The organism is Lysobacter sp. 5GHs7-4, assembly GCF_021284765.1.
In the GTDB taxonomy this organism is placed as follows: domain Bacteria; phylum Pseudomonadota; class Gammaproteobacteria; order Xanthomonadales; family Xanthomonadaceae; genus Lysobacter.
Genome location: NZ_CP089924.1, coordinates 3,745,261 through 3,768,267 on the forward strand (window position 1 = coordinate 3,745,261; position 23,007 = coordinate 3,768,267).

Annotated in this window: 29 protein-coding genes; 22 read left to right on the forward strand and 7 right to left on the reverse strand. The window is 70.0% G+C overall.

Annotated features, from left to right (window positions below; all coding sequences use genetic code 11):
- The first annotated feature begins 5 nt into the window (after window positions 1–5).
- Entirely contained in the window at window positions 6–662 is a 657-nt protein-coding gene (locus LVB77_RS16885) for a hypothetical protein (protein WP_232907241.1), read from the forward strand.
- A 493-nt stretch (window positions 663–1,155) separates the two neighbouring features.
- On the opposite strand, the gene hda is transcribed toward LVB77_RS16885, so the two are convergent.
- The 3 genes from hda to LVB77_RS16900 form a co-directional block, all read right to left on the reverse strand.
- Window positions 1,156–1,851, reverse strand: coding sequence for a DnaA regulatory inactivator Hda (hda, locus tag LVB77_RS16890; RefSeq protein ID WP_232907242.1), 696 nt, complete (start codon window positions 1,849–1,851; stop codon window positions 1,156–1,158).
- Between the two features lie 10 nt (window positions 1,852–1,861).
- A complete protein-coding gene (locus tag LVB77_RS16895) occupies window positions 1,862–3,013 on the reverse strand; it encodes an AI-2E family transporter (protein WP_232907243.1) in 1,152 nt (383 codons plus the stop codon).
- Between the two features lie 93 nt (window positions 3,014–3,106).
- Window positions 3,107–4,180: a DUF2066 domain-containing protein gene (locus LVB77_RS16900; RefSeq protein ID WP_343226208.1), complete on the reverse strand. Its 1,074-nt coding sequence runs from the start codon at window positions 4,178–4,180 to the stop codon at window positions 3,107–3,109.
- 124 nt (window positions 4,181–4,304) lie between these two features.
- Here LVB77_RS16900 and purM point away from each other — a divergent pair, with 124 nt between their 5' ends.
- The 7 genes from purM (at window position 4,305) to LVB77_RS16935 (ending at window position 9,303) form a co-directional block, all read left to right on the forward strand.
- Window positions 4,305–5,366: a phosphoribosylformylglycinamidine cyclo-ligase gene (gene purM, locus LVB77_RS16905; RefSeq protein WP_232907244.1), complete on the forward strand. Its 1,062-nt coding sequence runs from the start codon at window positions 4,305–4,307 to the stop codon at window positions 5,364–5,366.
- Between the two features lie 28 nt (window positions 5,367–5,394).
- Window positions 5,395–6,003: a DUF2238 domain-containing protein gene (locus LVB77_RS16910; protein WP_232907245.1), complete on the forward strand. Its 609-nt coding sequence runs from the start codon at window positions 5,395–5,397 to the stop codon at window positions 6,001–6,003.
- Complete coding sequence (locus tag LVB77_RS16915) at window positions 6,000–6,476, forward strand: hypothetical protein (RefSeq protein ID WP_232907246.1); 477 nt, start codon at window positions 6,000–6,002, stop codon at window positions 6,474–6,476. The genes LVB77_RS16910 and LVB77_RS16915 overlap by 4 nt, the downstream gene beginning before the upstream one ends.
- A gap of 178 nt (window positions 6,477–6,654) precedes the next feature.
- Complete coding sequence (locus LVB77_RS16920; protein ID WP_232907247.1) at window positions 6,655–7,062, forward strand: DUF4259 domain-containing protein; 408 nt, start codon at window positions 6,655–6,657, stop codon at window positions 7,060–7,062.
- Between the two features lie 70 nt (window positions 7,063–7,132).
- Entirely contained in the window at window positions 7,133–7,795 is a 663-nt protein-coding gene (gene purN / locus LVB77_RS16925; RefSeq protein ID WP_232907248.1) for a phosphoribosylglycinamide formyltransferase, read from the forward strand.
- Between the two features lie 96 nt (window positions 7,796–7,891).
- Window positions 7,892–8,608 (forward strand): DUF3108 domain-containing protein, encoded by a 717-nt coding sequence (locus LVB77_RS16930; RefSeq protein WP_232907249.1) that lies wholly within the window; start codon window positions 7,892–7,894, stop codon window positions 8,606–8,608.
- Window positions 8,605–9,303 carry a DUF3108 domain-containing protein gene (locus LVB77_RS16935; protein ID WP_232907250.1) on the forward strand — a complete coding sequence of 233 codons (699 nt, stop codon included), beginning with the start codon at window positions 8,605–8,607 and terminating at the stop codon, window positions 9,301–9,303. The genes LVB77_RS16930 and LVB77_RS16935 overlap by 4 nt, the downstream gene beginning before the upstream one ends.
- A 114-nt stretch (window positions 9,304–9,417) precedes the next feature.
- On the opposite strand, the gene LVB77_RS16940 is transcribed toward LVB77_RS16935, so the two are convergent.
- The 4 genes from LVB77_RS16940 to LVB77_RS16955 form a co-directional block, all read right to left on the reverse strand.
- Complete coding sequence (locus LVB77_RS16940; RefSeq protein WP_232907251.1) at window positions 9,418–10,497, reverse strand: hypothetical protein; 1,080 nt, start codon at window positions 10,495–10,497, stop codon at window positions 9,418–9,420.
- Between the two features lie 110 nt (window positions 10,498–10,607).
- The gene (locus tag LVB77_RS16945) at window positions 10,608–11,078 is read right to left on the reverse strand and encodes a hypothetical protein (protein WP_232907252.1); all 471 of its coding nucleotides are present in this window, start codon (window positions 11,076–11,078) and stop codon (window positions 10,608–10,610) included.
- Between the two features lie 101 nt (window positions 11,079–11,179).
- The gene (murA, locus tag LVB77_RS16950) at window positions 11,180–12,436 is read right to left on the reverse strand and encodes a UDP-N-acetylglucosamine 1-carboxyvinyltransferase (RefSeq protein WP_232907253.1); all 1,257 of its coding nucleotides are present in this window, start codon (window positions 12,434–12,436) and stop codon (window positions 11,180–11,182) included.
- 16 nt (window positions 12,437–12,452) lie between these two features.
- Window positions 12,453–12,689 (reverse strand): BolA/IbaG family iron-sulfur metabolism protein, encoded by a 237-nt coding sequence (locus LVB77_RS16955; RefSeq protein ID WP_232907254.1) that lies wholly within the window; start codon window positions 12,687–12,689, stop codon window positions 12,453–12,455.
- Window positions 12,690–13,159: 470 nt separating this feature from the next.
- Between LVB77_RS16955 and LVB77_RS16960 the strand changes: the two genes are divergently transcribed.
- The 14 genes from LVB77_RS16960 (at window position 13,160) to LVB77_RS17025 (ending at window position 23,005) form a co-directional block, all read left to right on the forward strand.
- Complete coding sequence (locus LVB77_RS16960) at window positions 13,160–14,170, forward strand: KpsF/GutQ family sugar-phosphate isomerase (protein ID WP_232910331.1); 1,011 nt, start codon at window positions 13,160–13,162, stop codon at window positions 14,168–14,170.
- Window positions 14,171–14,256: 86 nt separating this feature from the next.
- On the forward strand, window positions 14,257–14,805 hold the full coding sequence (locus tag LVB77_RS16965; RefSeq protein WP_232907255.1) for an HAD hydrolase family protein: 549 nt from the start codon (window positions 14,257–14,259) through the stop codon (window positions 14,803–14,805).
- Window positions 14,802–15,368: an LPS export ABC transporter periplasmic protein LptC gene (gene lptC, locus LVB77_RS16970; RefSeq protein ID WP_232907256.1), complete on the forward strand. Its 567-nt coding sequence runs from the start codon at window positions 14,802–14,804 to the stop codon at window positions 15,366–15,368. Before LVB77_RS16965 ends, lptC begins: the two co-directional genes overlap by 4 nt.
- Window positions 15,349–15,876: a lipopolysaccharide transport periplasmic protein LptA gene (lptA, locus tag LVB77_RS16975; protein ID WP_232907257.1), complete on the forward strand. Its 528-nt coding sequence runs from the start codon at window positions 15,349–15,351 to the stop codon at window positions 15,874–15,876. Before lptC ends, lptA begins: the two co-directional genes overlap by 20 nt.
- Window positions 15,876–16,595: an LPS export ABC transporter ATP-binding protein gene (gene lptB / locus LVB77_RS16980; RefSeq protein WP_232907258.1), complete on the forward strand. Its 720-nt coding sequence runs from the start codon at window positions 15,876–15,878 to the stop codon at window positions 16,593–16,595. The genes lptA and lptB overlap by 1 nt, the downstream gene beginning before the upstream one ends.
- Window positions 16,596–16,704: 109 nt before the next feature.
- Window positions 16,705–18,150, forward strand: a complete 1,446-nt coding sequence (locus LVB77_RS16985; RefSeq protein WP_232907259.1) for an RNA polymerase factor sigma-54 — start codon at window positions 16,705–16,707, stop codon at window positions 18,148–18,150.
- A gap of 302 nt (window positions 18,151–18,452) precedes the next feature.
- Window positions 18,453–18,779 (forward strand): ribosome-associated translation inhibitor RaiA, encoded by a 327-nt coding sequence (gene raiA, locus LVB77_RS16990; protein ID WP_232907260.1) that lies wholly within the window; start codon window positions 18,453–18,455, stop codon window positions 18,777–18,779.
- Between the two features lie 43 nt (window positions 18,780–18,822).
- Window positions 18,823–19,296 carry a PTS sugar transporter subunit IIA gene (locus LVB77_RS16995; RefSeq protein WP_232907261.1) on the forward strand — a complete coding sequence of 158 codons (474 nt, stop codon included), beginning with the start codon at window positions 18,823–18,825 and terminating at the stop codon, window positions 19,294–19,296.
- The gene (hprK, locus tag LVB77_RS17000; RefSeq protein ID WP_056182810.1) at window positions 19,293–20,243 is read left to right on the forward strand and encodes an HPr(Ser) kinase/phosphatase; all 951 of its coding nucleotides are present in this window, start codon (window positions 19,293–19,295) and stop codon (window positions 20,241–20,243) included. Before LVB77_RS16995 ends, hprK begins: the two co-directional genes overlap by 4 nt.
- Window positions 20,240–21,121, forward strand: coding sequence for an RNase adapter RapZ (gene rapZ / locus LVB77_RS17005; RefSeq protein ID WP_232907262.1), 882 nt, complete (start codon window positions 20,240–20,242; stop codon window positions 21,119–21,121). Before hprK ends, rapZ begins: the two co-directional genes overlap by 4 nt.
- Before the next feature lie 178 nt (window positions 21,122–21,299).
- Window positions 21,300–21,650, forward strand: a complete 351-nt coding sequence (locus tag LVB77_RS17010; RefSeq protein WP_232907263.1) for an EF-hand domain-containing protein — start codon at window positions 21,300–21,302, stop codon at window positions 21,648–21,650.
- A gap of 57 nt (window positions 21,651–21,707) precedes the next feature.
- Window positions 21,708–21,998, forward strand: coding sequence for a hypothetical protein (locus LVB77_RS17015; protein WP_232907264.1), 291 nt, complete (start codon window positions 21,708–21,710; stop codon window positions 21,996–21,998).
- A 283-nt stretch (window positions 21,999–22,281) separates the two neighbouring features.
- Window positions 22,282–22,674, forward strand: a complete 393-nt coding sequence (locus tag LVB77_RS17020; protein WP_232907265.1) for a PTS fructose IIA subunit family protein — start codon at window positions 22,282–22,284, stop codon at window positions 22,672–22,674.
- A 61-nt stretch (window positions 22,675–22,735) separates the two neighbouring features.
- Window positions 22,736–23,005 carry an HPr family phosphocarrier protein gene (locus tag LVB77_RS17025; RefSeq protein ID WP_232907266.1) on the forward strand — a complete coding sequence of 90 codons (270 nt, stop codon included), beginning with the start codon at window positions 22,736–22,738 and terminating at the stop codon, window positions 23,003–23,005.
- Window positions 23,006–23,007: the final 2 nt, after the last annotated feature.

Sequence of the window (23,007 nt, forward strand, 5' to 3'; positions counted from 1 at the left end):
TCGCCGTGCGCTCACGCCTCATGCTGTCTGTGCTGTTGCTGACTTCCGCCTTCGCCGCGCCCGCGTTCTCCGCCGCCGTGCGCGAGATCGTCCTCAGCCAGCCCTGCGAAGGCTGCGAGGCGGTGTTCGACGGGCTGCCCGCCAAGCCGGCCTCGGCGTCGCGGCTGGCGCCCGCCAACGAGCCCGGCCAAGCCTTGTTGCTGAGCGGCACCGTGCGCCTCAACGCACGCAGCGGGCCGGGCGCGCCGGTGCCAGGCGTGATCGTGTACGCCTACCAGACCGACCGCGGCGGTGTGTACCCGCACGACGCGCGCCTGTCCGGGGCCGCCGCGCGACACGGCCGCCTGCGCGGCTGGGCGGTGACCGATGCGCAGGGCCGCTACAGCTTCCGCACGATCCGCCCCGGCGGCTACCCCAGCAGCGACGAGCCCGAACACATCCACCTGCACGTGATCGAGCGCGGGCGCTGCACCTACTACCTGGGCGATGTGTTGTTCGACGACGATCCGCGCCTGACTCCGGCGCGGCGCGCGCAGCAGCGCCTGGCTTACGGCGGCAGCGGCATCGCCCGCCCACAGGGCGACGCGCGCAGCGGCTGGCGCGTGCAGCGCGATATCGTGCTGGGTTTGAACGTGCCGGGGTATGCGCGCTGCGGGCGTTGAGCCGCTGGCTCGGTTGAATGCTTTGGGTTGGGCACGGCGGTCGAGCGCTTTGGGTAGGAGCGGCGTAAGCCGCGACCGCGCCACTACGCCAACGACGCAGGCCACGACGATGGCTGCTCAACACCCAGCTCACGACGCAAGCGAGTCCCGCAATCGCGGCTCACGCCGCTCCCACAGAAGGCATTCAGCGTCTGCACGTGCTTGGATATCCGAACACGGGTTCAACGGTGATCGGCGGAGTCGCGCGCGAACGCCATATCGCGGAGCGACGTGAGTGGCGCGTGCGCAGGCGTCTTTGATTCCTGTGGGAGCGGCGTGAGCCGCGATTCGTTAGCGCGGCGGGTCGCGCATGCCACGCAAGCCAGTGTCGCGGTCGCGGCTTACGCCGCTCCTACAGGGGGATTGCGAGCGTTCTCGCGAGGTCGATGGTGGTGACCTCGATACGCTGGCCGCGACGCTGGCCGCGCCGCATTGCGGGGTGACGCACCTGGCCTCAGCGCTGCTCCAGCGTCTGCTTCAAAAACGGCACGGTGATGCGGCGTTGCGCTGCCAGCGAGGCGCGGTCGAGGCGGTCGAGCAAGGCGGTCAGGCCGGCCAGATCGCGGTCGACACGCTTGAGCAGCCAATCCAGCGCGGCTTCTTCCAACACCAGCCCGCGGCGCTGCGCGCGCTGGCGCAACACTTCGGCGCGGCCGTCGTCGTCCAGCGGCGACAGTGCGATGCGCGCGCATTGCGACAGGCGCGAGCGCAGGTCCGGCAGCGTCAGCGCCAGGCCGTCGGGCGCTTCGCGGCCGGCGTAAATCACCGCCGCACCGGCGGCGCGGGCGCGGTTGTGGGCGTCGAACAAGGCGATCTCGTCCTCGCGCGTGCCGGCGATGGCGTCCAGCCCGTCCAGGGCCAGCAGGTCGTTGCCTTCCAGCGCCTCCAGCGCGTCGCGCGCGCGGCCGGCGGCCGCCATCAGCGGCAGATAGGCGGCGCGGCGGCCGGCGGCTTCGGCCTCGGCGCAGGCGCCCAGCAGCAGATGGGTTTTGCCCACGCCCGCCGGGCCGGCCAGGTACAGCCAGTCGGAACTCGGTCCGCGCGCCAACGCGCGCAGCTGCTCAAGGCTGCCCTCCGGTGCCGCGACGAAGGTGTCCAGTCGCTGATCCGGCGGGTAGCGCAACGCCAGCGGCAGCTGCTTGGCGGTCATCGACGCAAGCTCACTCGGCCTCGCGCTCCGTCGGCGCCGGCATGTTGTGCGGCGTCGGCTCCAGCAGGATCGCCGACGGCGTGCCCGCGTACAGGCGGCTGCGCGTGTAACGCTCCTGCGCGTAGCGCAACAGCACGTTGGTCACCGCCGCCACCGGCAGCGCCAGCAGCATGCCGAGGAAGCCGAACAGCTGGCCGCCGGCGAGCACGGCGAAGATCACCGCCACCGGATGCAGGCCGATGCGGTCGCCGACCAGCTTGGGCGTGAGCCAATAGCCTTCGATCAGCTGGCCGATGCCGAACACGGTCAGCACGCCGGCCACGTACTTCCAGTCCCCGAACTGCACCAGCGCGGCGATGCTGCCCAGCACGATGCCGCTGGCCGGGCCCAGATACGGAACGAAGGTCAGCAGGCCGGCGATCAGGCCGATCAGGATGCCCAGATCCAGACCCACCGCCCACAGGCCCAGGCCGTACATCACGCCCAGGATCAGCATCACCAGGAACTGGCCGCGCAGGAACGCGCCGAGCACGTCGCTGGACTCGCGCGCGAGGCGGCCGACGGTGTCCAGGTGATTGCGCGGAATCAGCGAGGCCACGCGGGCGACCATCAGGTCCCAGTCGCGCAGGAAGAAGAAGGTGATCACCGGCAGCAGGGCGAGGTTGGCGACCACGCCGATCAGGGCGAAGCCCGAACGCGACAGATAGCCCAGCGCCGTGGTGGCGACGCCGCCGGCGCGCTCCCAGTTGCTGCGCACCAGCTGCGAGATGTGCTCCAGATCCAGCCACACCGTGATTTCGAAACCGGTGCGCGCCTCCACCCACGGCAGCGCGGTGTTCATGAACCAGTCGCGGTAGCTGGGCAGCGACGCGATCAGGGTCGAGATCTGTCGCTCGATCAGCGGCACCAGGATCACCAGCACCAGCAGCACCAGCAGCGCCATCGCCGTGAACACCAGGGTCACGGCGACGTTGCGCGAACGGCCGGCGCGCTCCAGGCGGTCGACCAGCGGGTCGCCCAGCCAGCCCAGCATCGCCGCCACCACGAACGGGGTCAGCACCGGCGCCAGCAGCCACAGCAGCCAGCACGCGCCCACGCCGAGCGCGGCCCACTGCAGGCGGCGCAGGAACTGGGCGATGTCGTGCAAGGGGGTGGTTTCCATCCGGAGGAGTCCTGTCGGTTGCGAGCGTGCGGCGCGCCGGCGGGCGGCGCGGCGCGTTTCGTGGTCGCGCGGTTCGTGTGGGCCTGGGTTCGATCAGCGCAGGCGGTAGACCGGCGGCTGGCCTTCCAGGCCTTCCTGCGCCTCGATCACGTCGTCGCCCTCGCTCATGCGCTTGAGGCCCTGCAGACCGGAGATCAGGTCCAGCTCCAGCTCGACGCCGCCCGGGGTGGCGCGTATCGGCGTGAGCTTGCGCACCACGGCCAGGCGCTGCAGATAGCCGGCCAGGCGGATGTAGTCGTCGCTGCTGGTCAGGCCGGTGAAGGTGACACGGTAGATGCCCGGCGGACCCGCGGCGGAGCCGCGCTTGGCGTAGCGGCGCATCAGCGCGTCGGCCGCGCCGTCGGCGCCGCCGGCCATGGCGCGGCGCGCGTCGGCCTCTTCGCTGGTCCAGGTCGACAGCACCTTGCCGCTGTCGACGAAGATCCAGTCGGCCTTCCAGCCGGCCTTGGAGCGGTAGAGCTTGCCGATCAGCTGCATCGGCGGGCTGTAACGGGCCGAGGCGCGCGCCACCGCGGCGCTGTCGCCGCGCCAGATCGCGCCGACCGCGGCCTGTTCAGCCGCGTTGCCGGTGGGCAGGCCCAGCCGGTAGCCGCGCTCGACGGCGCGGTTCAGGGTCGAGCGGGCGGCGTTGGCCTGGGCCAGGCCGACCAGGCGCGGACCGCTGCCGTCGTCGATCGCCAGCCACAGCACCGGCTTGGGGCGCGGCGTCGGCCACACCGGCAGGCCCAGCACCGAGGCCAGGCTGTCGACCTGGCCCTGGTCGAAATTGACCACCAGGGTGGTGCGGTAGCTGGGTGCCCCGGTCGGGCCCACGCCCTCGTCCTGACGGTAGTCGTAGCCGGCCACGTAGTCCTTGGCGCGGCGCAGCTCCTGGCCCACGCCCGGGCGCGCGGCCGCGCCGCGGTCGCCGGACAGCTTGCCCAGCACCTGCGCCAGCGCGCGCGCGAATCCGGCGTTGCGCTCGGCCTCGCCCTGGCCGTTGACCGGCACTTCGGCCGCGTAAACGCCCTCGGCCTTGGCGCGATCGCCCTCGACACGCTGCGCCCAGGCGGCAGAGCTCGCCAGCAGCAGGGTCGCGACCAGAAAAACGCGGATTGCCCGAACCATCGCTGTCCCTAGTAGGTGCGTAATGGAGGAAATGGTGCCGTAGTGGGGCCGGAACGTCCATTCGCGCGCTCGGCGACTGTTAAAATGCCAGGCTTATCCTCTTTACGCGCCCGCCGGAGCCGCCGTGACCGCTTCCACCCCCGACGCTCCCACTCCCCTGACCTACCGCGATGCCGGCGTCGACATCGACGCGGGCAACGCCCTGGTCGAACGCATCAAGCCGATGGTCAAGCGCAGCTTCCGTCCCGAAGTGATGGGCGGGCTGGGCGGTTTCGGCGCGCTGTTCGACCTGTCGGGCAAGTACCGCGAGCCGGTCCTGGTCTCGGGCACCGATGGCGTGGGCACCAAGCTCAAGCTGGCCCAGCAGCTGGGCCGCCACGACAGCATCGGCATCGACCTGGTCGGCATGTGCGTGAACGACGTGCTGGTGCAGGGCGCCGAGCCGCTGTTCTTCCTCGACTACTTCGCCACCGGCAAGCTCGACGTCGACACCGCCGCGGCCGTCGTCAGCGGCATCGCCATCGGCTGCGAGCAGTCCGGCTGCGCCCTGATCGGCGGCGAAACCGCCGAGATGCCCGACATGTACCCGCCGGGCGAATACGACCTGGCCGGCTTCACCGTCGGCGCGGTCGAAAAATCGCAGCTGCTCGACGGCAGCCGCGTGAGCGAGGGCGATCTGCTGATCGGCCTGGCCTCCAGCGGTCCGCATTCCAACGGCTACTCGCTGATCCGCCGCATCTACGACCGCGCCGGCCGCCCGGCCGACACCGACCTGGGCGGCGTCACGCTGATCGACGCGCTGATGGCGCCGACCCGTCTGTACGTGAAGCCGGTGCTGGAGCTGCTGCGCGCCAACGGCGGCGAGCACACGATCCACGGCATGGCCCACGTCACCGGTGGCGGCCTGACCGAAAACATCATCCGCGTGGTGCCCGACGGCCTCGGCCTGGACATCGACGCCTCGTCCTGGGAACTGCCGCCGGTGTTCCAGTGGCTGCAGCGCGAAGGCGCGGTGCCGCAGGAAGAGATGTGGCGCACCTTCAACTGCGGCATCGGCTTCGTGCTGATCGTGGCGCCGCAGGATGCCGCCGCGGTCGAGGCGGAGCTGCAGCGCATGGCGCTGCCGAACTGGCGCATCGGCCGCGTGGTCGCGCATACCGACGGCGAACGCGTGCACATCGGCTAAGCCGCGCATGACGCAGGCACCGGGACGCATGAGCACCGTCCAGCGGCTGGCGCTGGGCGCGGTGCTGATCGTGTTCGCGCTGAGCTGGATCGCGCCGACCAGCCCGTTCGAACAGGGCATGCACAGCGTGCTGACCGTGGTCGGCCTGGCCTGGCTGTGGTGGCACAACCGGCGCTGGCCGATGCGCGACGGGCACTTCGCCGCGATCTGCGTGTTCATGATCGCGCACTGCATCGCCGCGCGCTGGCTGTATTCCTACGTGCCCTACGACCGCTGGATCCAATGGGCGACCGGCGGCTGGTCGTTGGACCGCGCGCTGGGTTTCCAGCGCAATCACTTCGACCGCCTGATCCACTTCCTCTACGGCGTGTGCTTCGCGCCGGCGGTGCGCGAGTATTTCCGCCAGCGCTGGCCGGCGCTGAGCGCGCGCCAGGCCTTCGTGCTGGCGATCGCCGCGATCATGTGCAGCAGCCTGATCTACGAATGGATCGAGTGGGCGATCGCGCTGGGCATGTCGCCGGAAGCGGCCGAGTCCTACAACGGCCAGCAAGGCGACGTCTGGGACGCGCACACCGACATGTTCCTGGCCACGCTGGGCGCGTTCGCGGCCTGGCCGGGGCGACGCGCGGCCAAGTGAGCGCCGACCTGCTGCCGCCGGCCCTGCAGGACTTCGAACAGCGCGTCGCCGCGGTCGACTGGAACGCCTACCCGCGTCCGCCCTGGAGCGACGCCGCGCAGGTGCGCGACGCGCTGCGGCAGGCGCTGCGCGCGCACGACCGCGCCGGCAGCGTCGCGGCCTATCACGCGCTGCTGTATGCGGTCGGCAACAACCACGCCGGCACCTATCACGCGATCGCGCTGGCGGTGCTGCCGTTCCTGGCCGAGCTGATGCGGCACGGCGCCGGCTGGCCGCGCAGCACCGCGTTGGAGGCCTTCGTCGACCTGGCGTTCTCGTTCGAACCCGACGCCGGACAGGAAACCGCGGCCACCGAGCTGGCGCGCCAGGCGCGCGCGCTGCGGCCGGTGCTGGAAGCCATCGCCGCCGAGGGCGGCGCCGACGCAGCGGCCGCGCACGACGCGCTGCTCGCGCTGGAGCCCGGGACCGGCTGAACGCCCTGTCCGGGCGGGCCACGGCGGCCCGGACCGGACCGAAGGGCGCATCGGCCAGTCCAACGGCGCCCCGCCTCGCCGCATCGCGGCCGGATTCTTGCGACACTGCCGGCGCCGGCGATGGCCGCGCCGGCGCTATCCCATCCACTCGGCACCGGCCAACCGTCATGGAGGACGCATGGGCGCTTGGGGCATCGGCTCGTTCGACAACGACCACGCCAGCGATTGGCTGCTGGACCTGCTGGAAGGCGACGACCTGGCGCCGATGCGCGCCGCGATCGCGCAGGTGCTGGCCGAGGACGACTACCTGGACTCCGACCTCGCCGTCGAAGCCCTGGCCGCGATCGAGGTGCTGGCCGCCACCCTGGGCCGCCCCACCGTCGCGGCGCAGGAAGAAGAGGAGTTCCGCGAATGGCTGGCGCGCCTGCAACTGCAAGGCGACGCCAGCCTGGTGCCCGACGCGCTGCGCGCGATCGAACGCATCCTGGCGCCGGACTCGGAGCTGCGCGAACTGTGGGAAGAAACCGAGGATTACGCCGACTGGTGCGCGGATGTCGCGCGCCTGCGCTCGCACGTGAGCGCCTAGCGTTGCGGCGGGCCGCGCGCCCGCGGCGTATCGCCTAAAATGCGGGCCCGCTCCCCGGATCGCCGCCCGCATGCCACAGCCTCCCCGGATCGCCGTACTCGCCTCCGGGCGCGGCAGCAACCTGCAGGCCGTGCTGGACGCGATCGCGGATGGACGGCTGGCGGCGCAAGTAGTCGGGGTGTATTCGGACCGGCCCGCCGCCGCCGCGCTGCAACGCGTGCCCGAAGCGCTGCGCTGGAGCGCCGTCCCCGCGCGCTACCCCAGCCGCGCCGACTACGACGCCGCCCTGACCGACGCCGTGGCCGCGAGCGCGCCGGACTGGGTGCTGTGCGTGGGTTACATGCGCATCCTCAGCGACGGCTTCGTGCAGCGCTTCCGCGGCCGCCTGCTCAACATCCACCCCTCGCTGCTGCCCAAGCACCGCGGCCTGCACACGCATGCCCGCGCGATCGAGGACGGCGATGCCGAACACGGCGCCAGCGTGCATTTCGTGATTCCCGAACTCGACGCCGGCGCGGTGATCGCGCAGGCGGTGGTGCCGGTGGCCGCGGACGACGACGCCGAGCGCCTCGCCGCGCGCGTACTTTCGGTGGAACACCCGCTGCTGCTGGCCACACTGCAGCTGGCCGTCGCGGGCCGGATTGCTGAACAGGGCGCAACGGTCACCCTGGACGGTCATCCGTTATTTACCCCACTGCGTTTAGATTCCGCCGGAAATTCATTGAATCGCTGATCCTCGGCGTCTCACCGGCCCCTCGCACGTGGCGCCCGCCGCGCCCCTCTCCGTCCGTCCCGCGACGCTTCGCGACCCCAGGACCCCGCTCCCGCCATGAAGCCCCTGTTGCCCCTGCTCGCAGCCGCCCTGTTCGGCGCGCTGCTTCCCGGACGCGCCTGCGCCCTGGAGCCGTTCGTGGCCGACTATCAGGTCTACAACAGCGGCAAGGCGCTGGGCGACGCGACCATGCAGGTGCTGCCCTCGGGCGGGCACTGGCGCGTCGATCTGGATATCCGCGCCGAGCGCGGCATGATGGGCCTGGCCGGCGCCGCCGCGCAGCAGAGCACCGTGTTCGATCTGATCGGCGACGCCTACCGTCCGCTGAGCCAGGCGCTGGTGCGCAAGGTGGTGTTCTCCAAGCGCCAGGTGATCGGCCTGTACGACTGGAACAAGGGCAGCGCGCGCTGGACCGGCGACGTCAAGGAAAGCCGGCAGAAGCCCATCGCGCTGCAGGACGGCGACATGAGCGGCCTGCTGATCAACCTGGCCGTGGTCCGCGACGCCCAGCCCGGCAAGACCCTGAACTACCGCTTCGTCGACGGCGGCCGCGCGCGCCCGCACCAGTACGTGGTCGCGCAGGAACTGGAAAGCGTGTCGGTCGCCGACATGGGCTACAACGCCATGCGCGTGAATCGCGTGCAAAGCGGCAACGAAGAGACCGTGATTTGGGTCGTGGAAGGCGTTCCGACCCCCGTTCGCATACTCCAACGCGAAAACGGTCAAGATACCTACGACCTGCGTCTGGTCGAATATCGAGGAGTGCAACGATGACCCCCACCCCCAAGGTCCCGTCCTTGCGTCTGTCGTCCTGGCTGCTGGCGGGCGCCCTGCTGACGGCAAGCCTGCCCGCACTGGCGATCAAACCCTTCAGCGCCGACTACACCGCCAGCTACATGGGCATGCAGGGCAACGGCCGCATGACCCTGGCCGCGGCCGGTCCCGGCCGCTGGAAGTACAGCCTGGAAGTCAGCAGCCCCTTGGCCAACCTCAGCCAGTCGACCGTGTTCGAGGACAAGGGCGGCCAATGGCGCCCGCTATCGGGCAGCGATTCGAGCAAGGTGCTGACGCGTAAGCAGGTCAAGAACGCGACCTACGACTGGAACCGCGGCGTGGCCACCTGGACCGGCGACGTCAAGGCCAACCGCGCCGGCCCGATCCCGCTGGTCGCCGGCGACCTCGACGCCCTGCTGATCAACCTCGCGCTGGTGCGCGACGCGGGCGCCGGCAAGACCCTCAATTACCGCATGGTCGAGGACGGCCGCGTCAAACAGCTGACCTACACCGTGGCCGGCAAGGAAACCATCGACGTCGGCGGCAAAAGCCAGAGCGCGACCAAGCTGATCAGCAGCAACGGCGACAAGCAGACCATCGCCTGGGTCGTCGACGGCATGCCGGTGCCGGCGCGCATCCTGCAGCGCGACAAGGGCCAGGACGCGATCGACCTGCGCGTGCGCGGCGTGCGCTGATATCGGGCGCGTCCGCTGACGCGGCAACGAAAAGCCCCGCGATCGCGGGGCTTTTTTCATGCGCCGAACGCCGCGCGCATGCCGCGTATCGTCGCGGCACCGCCGCGCCGACCGTCAGGCCAGCATCGGAAGCTTCGCCTTGCACGACCACACGCCTTGCCGACATCCGGCCTGGGCGTAGCGCCCTTGCATGTAGTCGACCCCATGCGCGTCGTCCCGCGGCACCTCGCTAAAGGTCATGGCGTCGGCCGGCAAGGGCCGCGCGATGCCGCGCGCGGCATCGTAGCGTCCGATCTGGAAACGCGGCTCGATCGTGGCCGGGTAAGCGCTGCTATGGCCATCGGCCAGCAGGATCAGGGCGCCGTCCTTGACGCCGCAGGATGGGTCGATGATGGACGCGCCGCAGGACGCGACCAGTTGCAGATCCGGGCGAGGCATATTCGGGCCGAGCACGCGCGACAGATGAGCCAGATCGTTGCTCAGCGCCTGCTGGCCGTGATTCAAGCCCAGCTCCACGCCCAGCGTCATGTCGTCCCAGCGGATCATATGATCCATATCCTGGCTGGGGTTCAGAGCGTAGCGGCCCGCCACGCTCTGGTCGGTGCCGGCCAGGCGCGCAACGGCGTTGTCGTCCAGACTCGAACGGTAATGCTGCTCTACCAGCACATACGGCACCGAGGCGTCCCTCTGTGCGCGTCGGCCGCGTATCAGTATCGTGGTGTTGAGCAAATCGCCTTGAAACCTCTCCGTCGATAGCGCCGAGCAATGGCTGCCGGCCAAGACCAGCCAATTCTCGAACAACGGCGTGCCGTTGATGGCGTTATACAGAGCTTCAGCGAGCTCGTAGCGCGTCGAGTGGTCGTACGCGCCGAACCCGGTGTCGGTGGCCGGCACGATGGCGTGCCCCCCTTTGCGGAACAGGAATTCCGGTGCCAGGAACACCTTCAAGGTGTCCGCATCGCTGGCGCCACTGATATGCGCGTAGGTCTGCGCCGTCCAATGCAGCACATTGATCAGACGCTGAGCGCGCGCCTGCAGGTCCGGATCGGTCAACTCGATCCGCGGCGCGCCGCTGGCGGGTATCGGTTTGCCGGGCGGTGTCGCGTAGTAAGTGGGCAGCATCCATGCGAACGGCAGCAGATACCGGTAACCGCCGTTGTCGGCACCGCCGCGCACGAGCGTTTCGATTTCCATGAAGTCTCCGTCAAAGGCCGTGGGTCGCGCATCGTGCCGTCCGAATCGAAGCCGGACGACAGGCAGCGCGAGATCGTTCCCCTACTACAGACGCCGCAACCAGGACGCGCTCAGCGCCCCTGATCGTTCTTTTCGCGCGAGCGATCGCGCAACAGATACAGCTCCGGGATTTCCGGCAAGGCGTGCAACAGTTCTGAGCTGCGGCTGCACATGCTCACCGAATGCGGCGCATCCGCATGCAGGTACAGGACATGAACGCTGTTCGCCTCGACCGGATACCCGCACATGCAGCACTGCACGATGGTCTGCGTGGTGAAGCGCTGCCCGACCCGGTAAGGCCCTTTCCAGGCTTCGGCCACTTCCCACTCGACCCGCTGCCCTTCGTCCACCGCTCCGTGCGTCTTCGATTCGCCAGACGGCATGGGGCCGTTCGTCACCGAAATCGCCTTGGCCGCGACCACCACGCCGGACTCGTCGAACGAGGAGGCGATGTCGCCCGGCGGGACGCAGCTGCAGGCCTGCGCCACTCGCGGGAGCAATGAAGCAACCAGTATCAGAGCAGCAAGGGCGATGGCGCGCATGCGGCGATCATGCACGAGCCCACCGCCGCTAGCCAGGGCCGCCCACAAACAAACAGCCCCGCCGTAGCGGGGCTGGACGTCGGCACGTGGGCGCTCGGCGATCAGCCGATACGCCGGATCTTCGCCCCCAGCTGCGACAGCTTGGCTTCGATGTTCTCGTAGCCGCGGTCCAGGTGGTAGATGCGATCGATCGTGGTCTCGCCGCTGGCGACCAACCCGGCCAGGATCAGCGAGGCCGAGGCGCGCAGGTCGGTGGCCATCACCGGCGCGCCGCTGAGCTTGGGCACGCCGCGCACCACCGAGGTGTGGCCGTCGACGCGGATGTCCGCGCCCAGGCGCAGCAGTTCGTTGACGTGCATGAAGCGGTTTTCGAAGATGGTTTCGTTGATCACGCCGGCGCCTTCGGCGATGCAGTTGAGCGCCATGAACTGCGCCTGCATGTCGGTCGGGAACGCCGGGTACGGCGCGGTGGTCAGGTCGACCGAGCGCGGGCGGCGGCCGCCCATGTCCAGGGTGATGCGGTCGCCGTCGACTTCGATCTTTGCGCCGGCGTCGCGCAGCTTGTCCAGCACGGCGTCGAGCGTGTCGGCGCGGCTGTGGGTGGTGGTGACGCGGCCGCCGGTCATCGCGGCGGCGACCAGGAAGGTGCCGGTCTCGATGCGGTCGGGCAGCACGTCGTGGCTGCCGCCGTGCAGGCGTTCGACGCCGTGCACGACGATGCGGCCGCTGCCGGCGTGCTCGATGTTGGCGCCCAGCGCGTTGAGGCAGTCGGCCAGGTCGACGACTTCCGGTTCCATCGCGGCGTTTTCGAGCACGCTGGTGCCTTCGGCCAGCACCGCGGCCATGAGCACGTTCTCGGTGCCGGTCACGCTGACCACGTCGAAGACGAAGCGCGCGCCCTTGAGGCGGCCCTTGCGATGGGCCTTGATGTAGCCGTTCTCGACCGTGATCTCCGCACCCAGCGCCTGCAGGCCCTTGATGTGCTGATCGACCGGACGCGAACCGATCGCGCAACCGCCCGGCAGCGAGACTTCGGCCTCGCCGTACTTGGCCAGCAGCGGGCCCAGCACCAGCACCGAGGCGCGCATGGTCTTGACCAGCTCGTAAGGCGCGACGTGGCTGTTGACCGTGGTCGGGTCGACGGTGACGGTGGCGCCGTCGGTGACCACGCCGGCGCCGAGTTCGCCCAGCAGCTTGGCGGTGGTGACCACGTCGTGCAGATGCGGCACGTTGCGGATGGTCACCGGCGCGTCGGCCAGCAGGGTCGCGCACAGGATGGGGAGCACGGCGTTCTTGGCGCCGGAAATCTGGACTTCGCCGTTCAGTGCCGGCCCGCCCTCGACCACGATCTTCTGCATGGATTGTCTACTCGGTTCAGGCCGCGGCGGCTTCTTCGGGGGTCAGGGTCTTCAGCGCGAGGGCGTGGATTTCGCCGCCCATGCGTTCGCCCAGGGTGGCGTAGACCAGACGGTGGCGGGCCAGCGGCAACTTGCCGCGGAAGGCCTCGGCCACGACGGTGGCTTCGAAATGCACGCCGTCGTCGCCGCGCACGTCGGCGCGGGCGCCCGGCAGGCCCTGTTCGATCAAGGATTGGATGGTTTCGGCGTTCACGTCTGGGGCACAGCCTTGGATTCGGTCGGAGGACGACGGCACGACGGTCGGCGCGATGCTGCGCGCGGCCCGGCGAGCCGTGAGGGATGGGGATGCCGCTGGCGGCCCGCCTGGCGGAGGTCCGCGACGCGCCCGTGCGGGACGCATCGCGTGTCGCCAGCCCGGAATCCAGCGGGCGCGCTCGCGGCGCCGCCAGCGCTTGCGCGCGGGTTGCGCCGACGCGGCCAGTCCCTGGCCGCGCTAGCTGGGCGTCACGACGCCCGGCTAGACGGGCATTCAGCGGACGAACCGCATAGAATTCGCGGATTAGCCTAGCGGAAAGCCCCGCGGTCCGGAATGGCGGCACGGGAACGGCCCGTCCTGCCGGCCACGCGACCCAGCCGACCCGGCCCTTGCGCCGCGGCCCGCCGGCCCCCTTTCGACCCGGAGCGTCCGCCGCTCCGTCTCCAGAGCGACCTGTGCCGATGACGATGCCTTCCCTCAACGCGGCCCCCGCCCCGCACCCGGTCTCCGACGCCGGCCTGGCCGCCAGCGGCCGGCGCGTGTTCGAGATCGAGGGCCAGGCGCTGGCGGCGGTCGCGCAGCGGCTGGACGGCGCCTTCACCGCGGCCTGCCGGCTGATGCTGGAATCGCGCGGCCGCGTGGTCTGCACCGGCATGGGCAAATCCGGCCACGTCGCGCGCAAGATCGCCGCGACCCTGGCCTCGACCGGCACCCCGGCCTTCTACGTGCACCCGGGCGAAGCCGGCCACGGCGATCTGGGCATGATCACCGACGCCGACATCGTGCTGGCCCTGTCCTATTCGGGCGAGAGCGACGAGGTGCTGATGCTGCTGCCGGTGCTCAAGCGCCAGGGCAACAAGCTGATCTCGATGACCGGCCGCGCGCAGTCGACGATGGCGCGCGAGGCCGACGTGCACCTGGACGTCAGCGTGCCGGCCGAAGCCTGCCCGCTGGCGCTGGCGCCGACCTCCAGCACCACCGCCTCGCTGGCGATGGGCGACGCGCTGGCGGTGGCGCTGCTGGAGGCGCGCGGCTTCACCGCCGACGACTTCGCGCGCTCGCACCCGGCCGGCGCGTTGGGCCGGCGCCTGCTGCTGCACATCACCGACATCATGCATGCCGGCGAGGACGTGCCGCGCATCACAGCCGACGCCAGCGTCAGCGAGGCGCTGGTGGAGATGAGCCGCAAGCGCCTGGGCATGACCGCGGTGGTCGACGACGGCGGCCGCCTGCTGGGCCTGTACACCGACGGCGACTTGCGCCGCACCCTGGACGATCCGGGCGTGGACCTGCGCTCGACCCGCATCCTCGAGGTGATGACGCGCGCGCCCAAGACCATCGGCCCGGAGGCGCTGGCGGTGGAGGCCGCCCAGCTCATGGAAACCCACAAGATCAGTGGCCTGCTGGTGGTGGACGCTGAACAGCGCGTGGTCGGCGCTCTCAATATTCATGACTTGTTGCGCGCTAGAGTGGTTTAAAGGCCAGGATTCGGGATCCGCGATCCCCTGACCGCCCGATCGCCCCACCTGCAGCCCGCGGCCCACCCCTTTCCGAATCCCCCCACGTGCCCTACAGCCACCTCAACGACTACCCCGCCGAAGTCCGCGAACGCGCCGCCCGCATCCGGCTGGCCTGCTTCGACGTCGACGGCACCCTGACCGACGGCCGCCTGATCTTCGACAGCGAGGGCCGCGAGCTCAAGGCCTTCCACGTCCACGACGGCCAGGGCCTGGTGTTGCTGCGCAAGACCGGCTTCGCGGTGGCGTTCGTGACCGCGCGCGCCAGCACCATCGCCGAGCAGCGTGCCGCCGAACTGGGCCTGGAAGCGCACACGCGCGTGGCCGACAAGCTGGCCTGCGTGCGCGAGATCGCCCAGCGCCTGGGCATCGGCCTGGACGAGGTCGCCTTCATGGGCGACGACCTGCCCGACCTGCGCGTGATGGCCCATGTCGGCCTTTCGGTCGCGCCGGCCAACGCCCACCCCTGGGTGCGCGAGCGTGTGCACTGGCGCACCGGCGCGCAGGGCGGCGCCGGCGCCGGCCGCGAACTGTGCGACCTGCTGCTGGCCGCGCAGGGCCACGCCGAGCGCGTGCTGGCGCAGGTGCTGGAATGAGCTGGCGCTCGATGATCACCGTGTTCCTGCTGCTGGGCGCGCTGGCCAGCGGCTGGGCGCTGTGGTCGCAGCGCAACAAGGACCACGGCGGCCCCAAGGCCGGCGGCCGCTCCGACTACGTGCTCAACGACTTCGAAGTGGTGGTGCTGGACAAGCAGGGCAAGGAATCCTTCACCTTACGCGCGCCCAAGCTGACCCGCGACCCCAATATCAAGACCATGGACATCGCCACGCCGACCTTCCTGATCCCGCCCGCGGCCGGTGCCGGCGGCGGCGCCTGGGAAGTGAAGTCCAAGAGCGCCTGGGTCAGCGCCAAGGCCGACGAGGTGCGTCTGCGCGGCCAGGTGCAGGCCGACAGCACCAACGCCGGCGGCAAGCCGATCAGCATCGCCACCGAGGAACTGAATGTGTTCCCCGACACCAACAAGGCGACCTCGGCCGTTCCGGTTAAGGTAGTTCAGCCCGGGACTATAATGACCGGCTCGGGATTGCAGGCCGATCTCGAAACCAAGAACGTCAACATCCCCAACGTCAAGGTCCGCTATGAAGCGAAAGCCCGCTAAGCCGCAGGTGCTGTGCCTGATCGTCGCCCTGCTGGCGGCCACCGCGGCGCATGCGCGTTCTTCGGACCGCAACCAGCCCATGGATGTCGGCGCCGACCACAGCAACTGCTCGGTCGCCAGCGACACCGGCCCCTGCGTCCTCACCGGCAGCGTCAAGATCGTCCAGGGCACCTTGGTCATCAACGCCGCCAAGGCCGACATCAAGCGCGCCGACGGCGACATCAGCTACGTCACGCTGACCGGCTCGCAGGTGACCTTGAAGCAGGAGCTCGACGACGGCTCGCCGTTCAACGGCCGCGCCAACAAAGTCGACTACGACATGCCCAAGGACACCGTGATCCTCACCGGCAACGCCTACGTCGACAAGGCCGGCGACACGATCAAGAGCGAGCGCATCGTCTACAACATGAAGACCGGCCAGATCGAAAGCGGTGGCACCGGCAGCCGCGTGAACCTGCGCCTGCAGCCCAAGGGCAAGCCCGCGACGCCGGCCAAGGGAGGCCGCTGATGCTGGTCGCCCGCGGCCTGCGCAAGGCTTACCGTTCGCGCGAAGTGGTGCGCGACTTCGGCCTGACGTTGGACGCCGGCGAAGTGGTCGGTCTGCTCGGTCCCAACGGCGCCGGCAAGACCACCTGCTTCTACATGATCGTCGGCCTGGTCCCGGCCGATGCCGGCCAGATCGTGCTGGACGGCAAGGACATCACCAGCGAGCCGATGTACGCGCGCGCCAAGTACGGCGTGGGCTATCTGCCGCAGGAACCGTCGGTGTTCCGCAAGCTCAGCGTGGCCGACAACCTGCGCCTGGTGTTGGAACTGCGCGACGACCTGGACCGCAACGGCCGCGAACGCGAGCTGGCCAACCTGATGGACGAGCTGCAGGTCGCCCATGTCGCCGACCAGATCGGCGCCAGCCTGTCCGGCGGCGAGCGCCGCCGCGTCGAAATCGCGCGCGCGCTGGCGGCCAAGCCGCGGCTGATGCTGCTGGACGAACCCTTCGCCGGTGTCGACCCCATTTCGGTCGGCGAGATCCAGCGAATCGTGCGCCACCTCAAGAATCGCGGCATCGGTGTGCTGATCACCGACCATAACGTGCGCGAGACCTTGGGCATTTGCGACCGGGCGTATATCCTCAACGAAGGCGGCGTGCTCGCGCAGGGGGCTCCGGACGCGCTGCTGGCCAATCCCGACGTCCGTCGCGTGTACCTGGGCGAAACCTTCCGCCTGTAGCCTTAGCCGATTGCACAATTCGATCGCGCAGGGTTCCAGGCGTGGCGTTCGCCCGACCCGGAACGCGCATGCGGCCGCCCGCCCTATCAGGTCGCGTTAGACACCCAGCATGAAGCCCCGCCTGCAAGCCTCGCTAGGACAACAGTTGGTGATGACGCCGCAGCTGCGTCAGGCCATCCGTCTGTTGCAGCTGTCGGCGGTGGAGCTGGAAGCCGAACTGGTCACCGCGGTGGAGAGCAATCCGCTGCTGGACTGGACCGAGACCGCGATCAGCGTCAGCAACGGCGCCGGCACCGGCAGCAGCGGCGACGAACGCGAGAGCAGCGCGCCCGAGTCCTCCGGCGAGGACCGCGAGTCGCTGCCGCCGGAAGCCGACTGGGGCGCCGGCGACGGCGAGCCCTGGTATCAGCGCATCGGCCCCTCCGACCAGGACGACGACGGCCCGGTCGCCGAACAGGTCGCCGATTCCGACACCCTGCACGACCACCTGCTGTGGCAACTGCACCTGAGCCCGCTGACCGCGCGCGACCGCCTGATCGGCGTGTCGCTGATCGAGGCCATCGACGACGACGGCTACCTGCGCGAGCCGCTGGACGCGATCGCCGCTTCGCTGGGCCCGGCGATCGACGCCGGCCTGGACGAGCTGACCACGGTGCTGCATCAGATCCAGCGCTACGACCCGGTCGGCGTGGGCGCCCGCTCGCTGGGCGAGTGCCTGCGCCTGCAACTGGGCCAGCTGCCCGCCGACACCGCCGGGCGCGAACTGGCCAACCAGCTCGCCAACGGGCCGCTGGAACGCCTGCCGCGCGTCGGCGTGGCCGGGCTGGCGGCCGAACTCAAATTGGACGTGGCCGAGGTCGAGACCGCGGTGCAGCTGCTGCGCTCGCTGGACCCGCGCCCGGGCGCCCAGATCGGCGCCATCGCCGCCGACACCTACGTGGCGCCGGACGTGGTGATCTGGCGCCAGCACGGTCTGTGGCGCGTCGCCCTGGCCGACGGCATGCGCCCACGGATTTCGATCCACCGCGGCTACGAGGGCATGATCCGCCATGCCAGCGCGGCCGATGCCAGTTACCTGCGCGGCCACCTGCAGGAGGCGCGCTGGCTGCTCAAGAGCCTGGAAGCGCGCGGCGACACCCTGCTCAAGGTGAGCCGCTGCCTGCTCAAGCAGCAGGCCGCGTTCCTGGAGTTCGGCGATAGCGCGCTGCGCCCGCTGACCCTGCGCGAGGTCGCCAACGAAATCGGCCTGCACGAATCCACGGTTTCGCGCGCGATCTCGCGCAAGTACGCGCGCACCCCGCGCGGCACCGTGCCGCTGCGCGCCTTTTTCGCCTCCGGCATCGAGACCGGCACCGGCGGCGAGGCCTCCAGCACCGCGATCCAGGCCATGATCCGGCGCCTGATCGAGGCCGAAAACCCGCGCAAGCCGCTGTCCGACGCGCGCCTGGCCGAAACCCTCAAGGCCACCGGCGTGCCGGTGGCGCGCCGCACCGTGGCCAAGTACCGCGAGGCGATGAGCATCCCGTCGTCGCAGGACCGGGTGCGGATCGGCTGAAGGCGGCCCTCAGCCGCCCTGCGGGCACCTACTCCCGCCGGCGGGAATGGGGACGCCCCACGCGTGGAGCACTCGCACTCTCCGCGTGGAACATTTTTCACACCCCGCATTAACTCCGTTTTTACTCTCGCCTCCGACTTTGGTCGCAGCTCCACGCCGAACCTGTATCGGATCCGGATTTTTAACGCCAGCCGCCAAATTTCGTGTCGCAAACCCCTTGCGCGCCATCGCCATCGTGCGATGCTGGGCTCGTGGCTCCGGCTACGGAGCCGCATTCCCTGCAACGTGTAAGGAGGCCTCCGATGCGTATCGAAACCCACAGCCAGCAGATCGAAGTCACCAGCGCCCTGCGTGACTACGTCGAGACCAAGCTGGCGCGGCTGCAACGTCATTACGAACAGCCTTTCGACATTCGCACCCAACTCAGCCTCGACAAGCCCGACCATCGCGCCGAAGCGACCGTGAACCTGGCCGGCCGCACCCTGCATTGCGACGCCGCCGCCATCGACATGTACGCGGCCATCGATCTGCTCGCCGACAAGCTGGACCGCCTGCTGATGAAGCACAAGAGCAAGCTGGTCGACCATCACCGCGGAGAAAGTCTCGCCCGGAACGGCGAATTCGGCTGATCGTTCGGGGATAATGCGGCGCCTCCCGACGCCGTGTTGAACGATGCCGCTTCATGAACTGCTGAGCGCGCAACGGGTCGCGATCCTGGAGCAATCCAGCGATCGCGACGCCGTGCTGGACGCCGCCGCGCGCCTGCTGGGCGACGGCACGCCGTCGGCGATCCGCGCCATCGGCGACAGCCTGCGCGAGCGCGAGCGCCTGGCCAGCACCGCCATCGGCCACGGCGTGGCCATCCCGCACGGCCGCAGCGCCCTGTTCGAGGACAGCCGCGGCGCCTTCCTGCGCCTGGAAGAACCGGTAGACTTCGGCGCCGCCGACGGCGAAAAGGTCGACCTGGTGCTCGCCATGACCGTGCCCGAACACTACGTGCAACAGCATCTGCAGCAGCTGGCCGAACTGGCCGAGCGCTTCGGCGACCCCGAATACCGCGCCGCCCTGCGCGCGGCGGCCGACGCCGACGAACTGGGCTGGCGCCTGCTCGGCGGCGGCGCATTGCGCAGCGGAGCGCGCGCATGACCACCAGCATCAGCGCCGGCGAACTGTTCGAGCAGCAGCGCGAACGTCTGGATCTGCGCTGGCTGGCCGGCCAGCGCGGCGACGACCGCGTGGTGGCGGCGGTGGAGACCGTCGCGCGCCGCCCCTCGCTGGCCGGTTACCTCAACGCGATCTACCCCAACAAGGTGCAGATTCTGGGCAGCGAGGAGCTGTCCTGGCTGGACGGCCTGGACTCGCGCCTGCGTTGGGAAACCATCGAGAAGATCATCCAGTTCCGCCCGCTGGCGCTGGTGATCAGCAAGAACCAGGCCTGCCCCGAAGACCTGCGCCAGGCCGCCGAGGAAAGCGGCACCGCGCTGTGGGTCTCGCCGCGGCGCGGCCACGAACTGCTCAACCACCTGCAGTACCACCTGGCGCGCACGCTGGCGCCGCGCATCACCATGCACGGCGTGTTCATGGAGATCTATTCGATCGGCGTGCTGATCACCGGCGAATCCGGATCGGGCAAGAGCGAGCTGGCGCTGGAACTGGTCACTCGCGGCCATCGCCTGGTCGCCGACGACGCGCCCGAGTTCACCCAGATCGCGCCCGACGTGCTCGACGGCACCTGCCCGGAGATGCTGCAGGATCTGCTGGAAGTGCGCGGCCTGGGCGTGCTCAACATCCGCCAGATGTTCGGCGACACCGCGGTCAAGAACAACAAGTACCTGCGCCTGATCGTGCACCTGACCAAGCCGATGACCGAGCCCCTGCCCTCGGGCATCGAGCGCCTCACCGGCGACACCGGCCTGCGCCGGGTGCTGGACCTGGACGTGCCGATGATCACCCTGCCCGTCATGCCCGGCCGCAACCTCGCGGTGCTGACCGAGGCGGCCACGCGCCTGCACAGCCTGCGCATGAAGGGCCTGGACCCGGCCGCGGCGTTCATCGCGCGCCACAGCAATTTCCTCGAGCGCGGCGAATCATGAACCAGAGCGTCGAACCGGTCCTGATCATCGTCAGCGGCCTGTCCGGGTCGGGCAAGTCGGTGGCCCTGCACACCTTCGAGGATCTGGGCTACTACTGCGTCGACAACCTGCCCGCCGAACTGCTGCCCGAGTTCGTGCGCAGCGTGGTCAAGGCCGACGACGGCGCGCCGGCCAAGCTCGCGGTCAGCATCGACGTGCGCAACCGCCACAGCGACCTGGCCAATATTCCCGGCTGGTTGTCGACCGTGGGCGCGCTGGGCGTGGATCCCAAGCTGGTGTTCTTCGACGCCCGCGACGAGGTGCTGCTCAAGCGTTACGCCGACACCCGCCGCCGCCACCCGCTGAGCCAGCTCGGCCTGGCGCTGGCCGACGCGATCGCGCTGGAACACCAGGTGCTGCGCCCGCTGCGCCAGATCGCCGACGCCGTGGTCGACACCAGCGACCTCAACGTGCACCAGCTGCGTCGCTACGTGATCACCGAATTCGGCATGGGCGGCGAGACCGGCATGTCGCTGCTGTTCGAGTCCTTCGCCTACCGCCGCGGCGTGCCCGCCGACGCCGACTTCGTGTTCGACGCGCGCGCGCTGCCGAACCCGCATTGGGATCCGACGCTGCGCCCGCTGTCCGGTCGCGACGCCGGCGTGCGCGACTACCTGCAGGCGCAGCCCTACGTGCAGCAGTTCGTCGGCCAGATCGGCGAGTTCCTCGATACCTGGCTGCCGCGCCTGCAGGCCGACAGCACGCGCAGCTACGCCACCGTCGCCTTCGGCTGCACCGGCGGCCGCCATCGCTCGGTGTACCTGGCCGAACGTCTGGCCGAACACGCGCGCGAGCGCGGCTGGAACGAAGTCGCGGTGCATCATCGCGAACTGGACTGAGCGCTAAGTTCCTGCGCGACGCGCGCCTGTTCATCGCAGGCGCATCCTGGAACGGTGAACGGGCGCATCCGCACCCGCCTTACGAAACCTTTGCGCATTCCTGTCGCGGCTCTACGCCCGCGCACGTACGGTGAATGCGCGCTGCCGCGCAGCGCACTCCGCCCCTCGGAGCATCGCCATGAGCCGCAAGCCCCGCACCGCGCTGTCCCTGTCGATCGCCTTGTCCGCCCTGCTGGCACTGCCGCCGGCGATCGCCCAATCCGCCGCGCCGCCGCCGCGGGATCCGCCGCCGACCACCGGCAGCGACGCCACGCGCACCACCGCGCCGCCCACCGCCAGCAGCCGCATCACGCCCACCTTCGCCGAGTTCGACGTCGACAGCGACGGCAAGATCAGCAAGGCCGAAGCCGCGGTCGACGGCGAGCTCACGCGCGATTTCGCCAAGCGCGATCAGGACATGGACGGCGCGCTGAGCGAAGCCGAGTACCACGCCGGCCCCACCCCGCGCGACGACGGCAAGCGCAAGTAAGCCGATCGAAGCGACGTACCCGACGCCTGCGCCGGCCGCCCTTCCAAGGAGCCCCTCATGCAAGCCCTGCCATCCCGCAAGCTGACCCTGTCCTTAGGCGCGCTGCTCGCCACCGCCGCGCTCGCGGCCTGCAGCAAGCCCGAAACCCCGCCGGGCGAACTGCCGCCGCCCAGCGCCGAGCCGGCGCCGCCCGCGGACACCGCGTCGCCGCCGCCCGAGAGCGCGCCGCCGGCCGACACGGCCGCTGCAGCGCCGGCCGATGCCGGGCTGCCGCCGCCGGTCGAAGGCACCGCCACCCAAGCGCGGCCGGAACCGCCCAAGACCGACGGCCCGCCGCCGGCGCAGTGATCCCCGGCCGCAACCGCCCGCGTCCCGCGAGGCCGGCCTCCGGGGCGCGCGGGGTCCGCGTCGCCGATTGAAGCAGACCGCGGCAACCGATCGAGGCGGCCGAGACCGCCGCCTCGCGAGGGATGGCCGCGGTCCTCCTGCCAGGGCAGCCAGGATCGCAGCAAGCCCGTGAGCGCGGTCCAAGCCGCGCCGGTCGCGGCGCTCGCCGACGCCGCTCGCAAATTCGCATTCGCGCCACGTCCGGCGCTTCCGGGCTGTCACCGCGGTCTGTTAAGTTGACCGTATGAGCGTCGGCATCCTCCTCATCACCCACGAAGGCATCGGCAACGCACTGGTCGCGGTGGCGAGCCGGTTGATGCGGCCGTTGCCGCTGAAGCTGGAAGCCATGGAGGTGCCGTTCGACGCCGATCACGACCTGCTGCTGCCGATGGCCAGCGCGGCCTTGCGCCGCGTCGACGGCGGCCACGGCGTGCTGGTGCTGACCGACCTGTACGGCGCATCGCCCAGCAATCTGGCCGCGCGCGTCGCCCGCCTGGGCACGCCGGTGCGACGGGTGTCGGCGCTGAGCCTGCCGATGCTGCTGCGCGTATTGAACTATTCGGACCTCGAGCTGGACGAACTGCCCGCGGTGGCTGCGGCCGGCGCGCGCAACGGCGTGATCATCGACGAGGCCTGATGCCCATCCCCAGACCCACCCGCGACACCGCAATACCGAGACGGAAATCGAGGAACCCGCAATGATCGAACGCGAACTGACCGTCTCCAACCGACTGGGCCTGCACGCTCGCGCCACCGCCAAGCTGGTGCAGGTGCTGTCCGGCTTCCGCAGCAGCGCCACCCTCACCGCCAAGGGCCGCGAGGTCAACGCCAAGAGCATCATGGGCGTGATGCTGCTGGCCGCCGGCCTGGGCACCACGGTCAAGCTGCGCGTGGAAGGCGAGGACGAAACCGCTGCCGCCGATGCCGTGATCGCGCTGTTCGATCGCCGTTTCGACGAAGACAGCTGAGC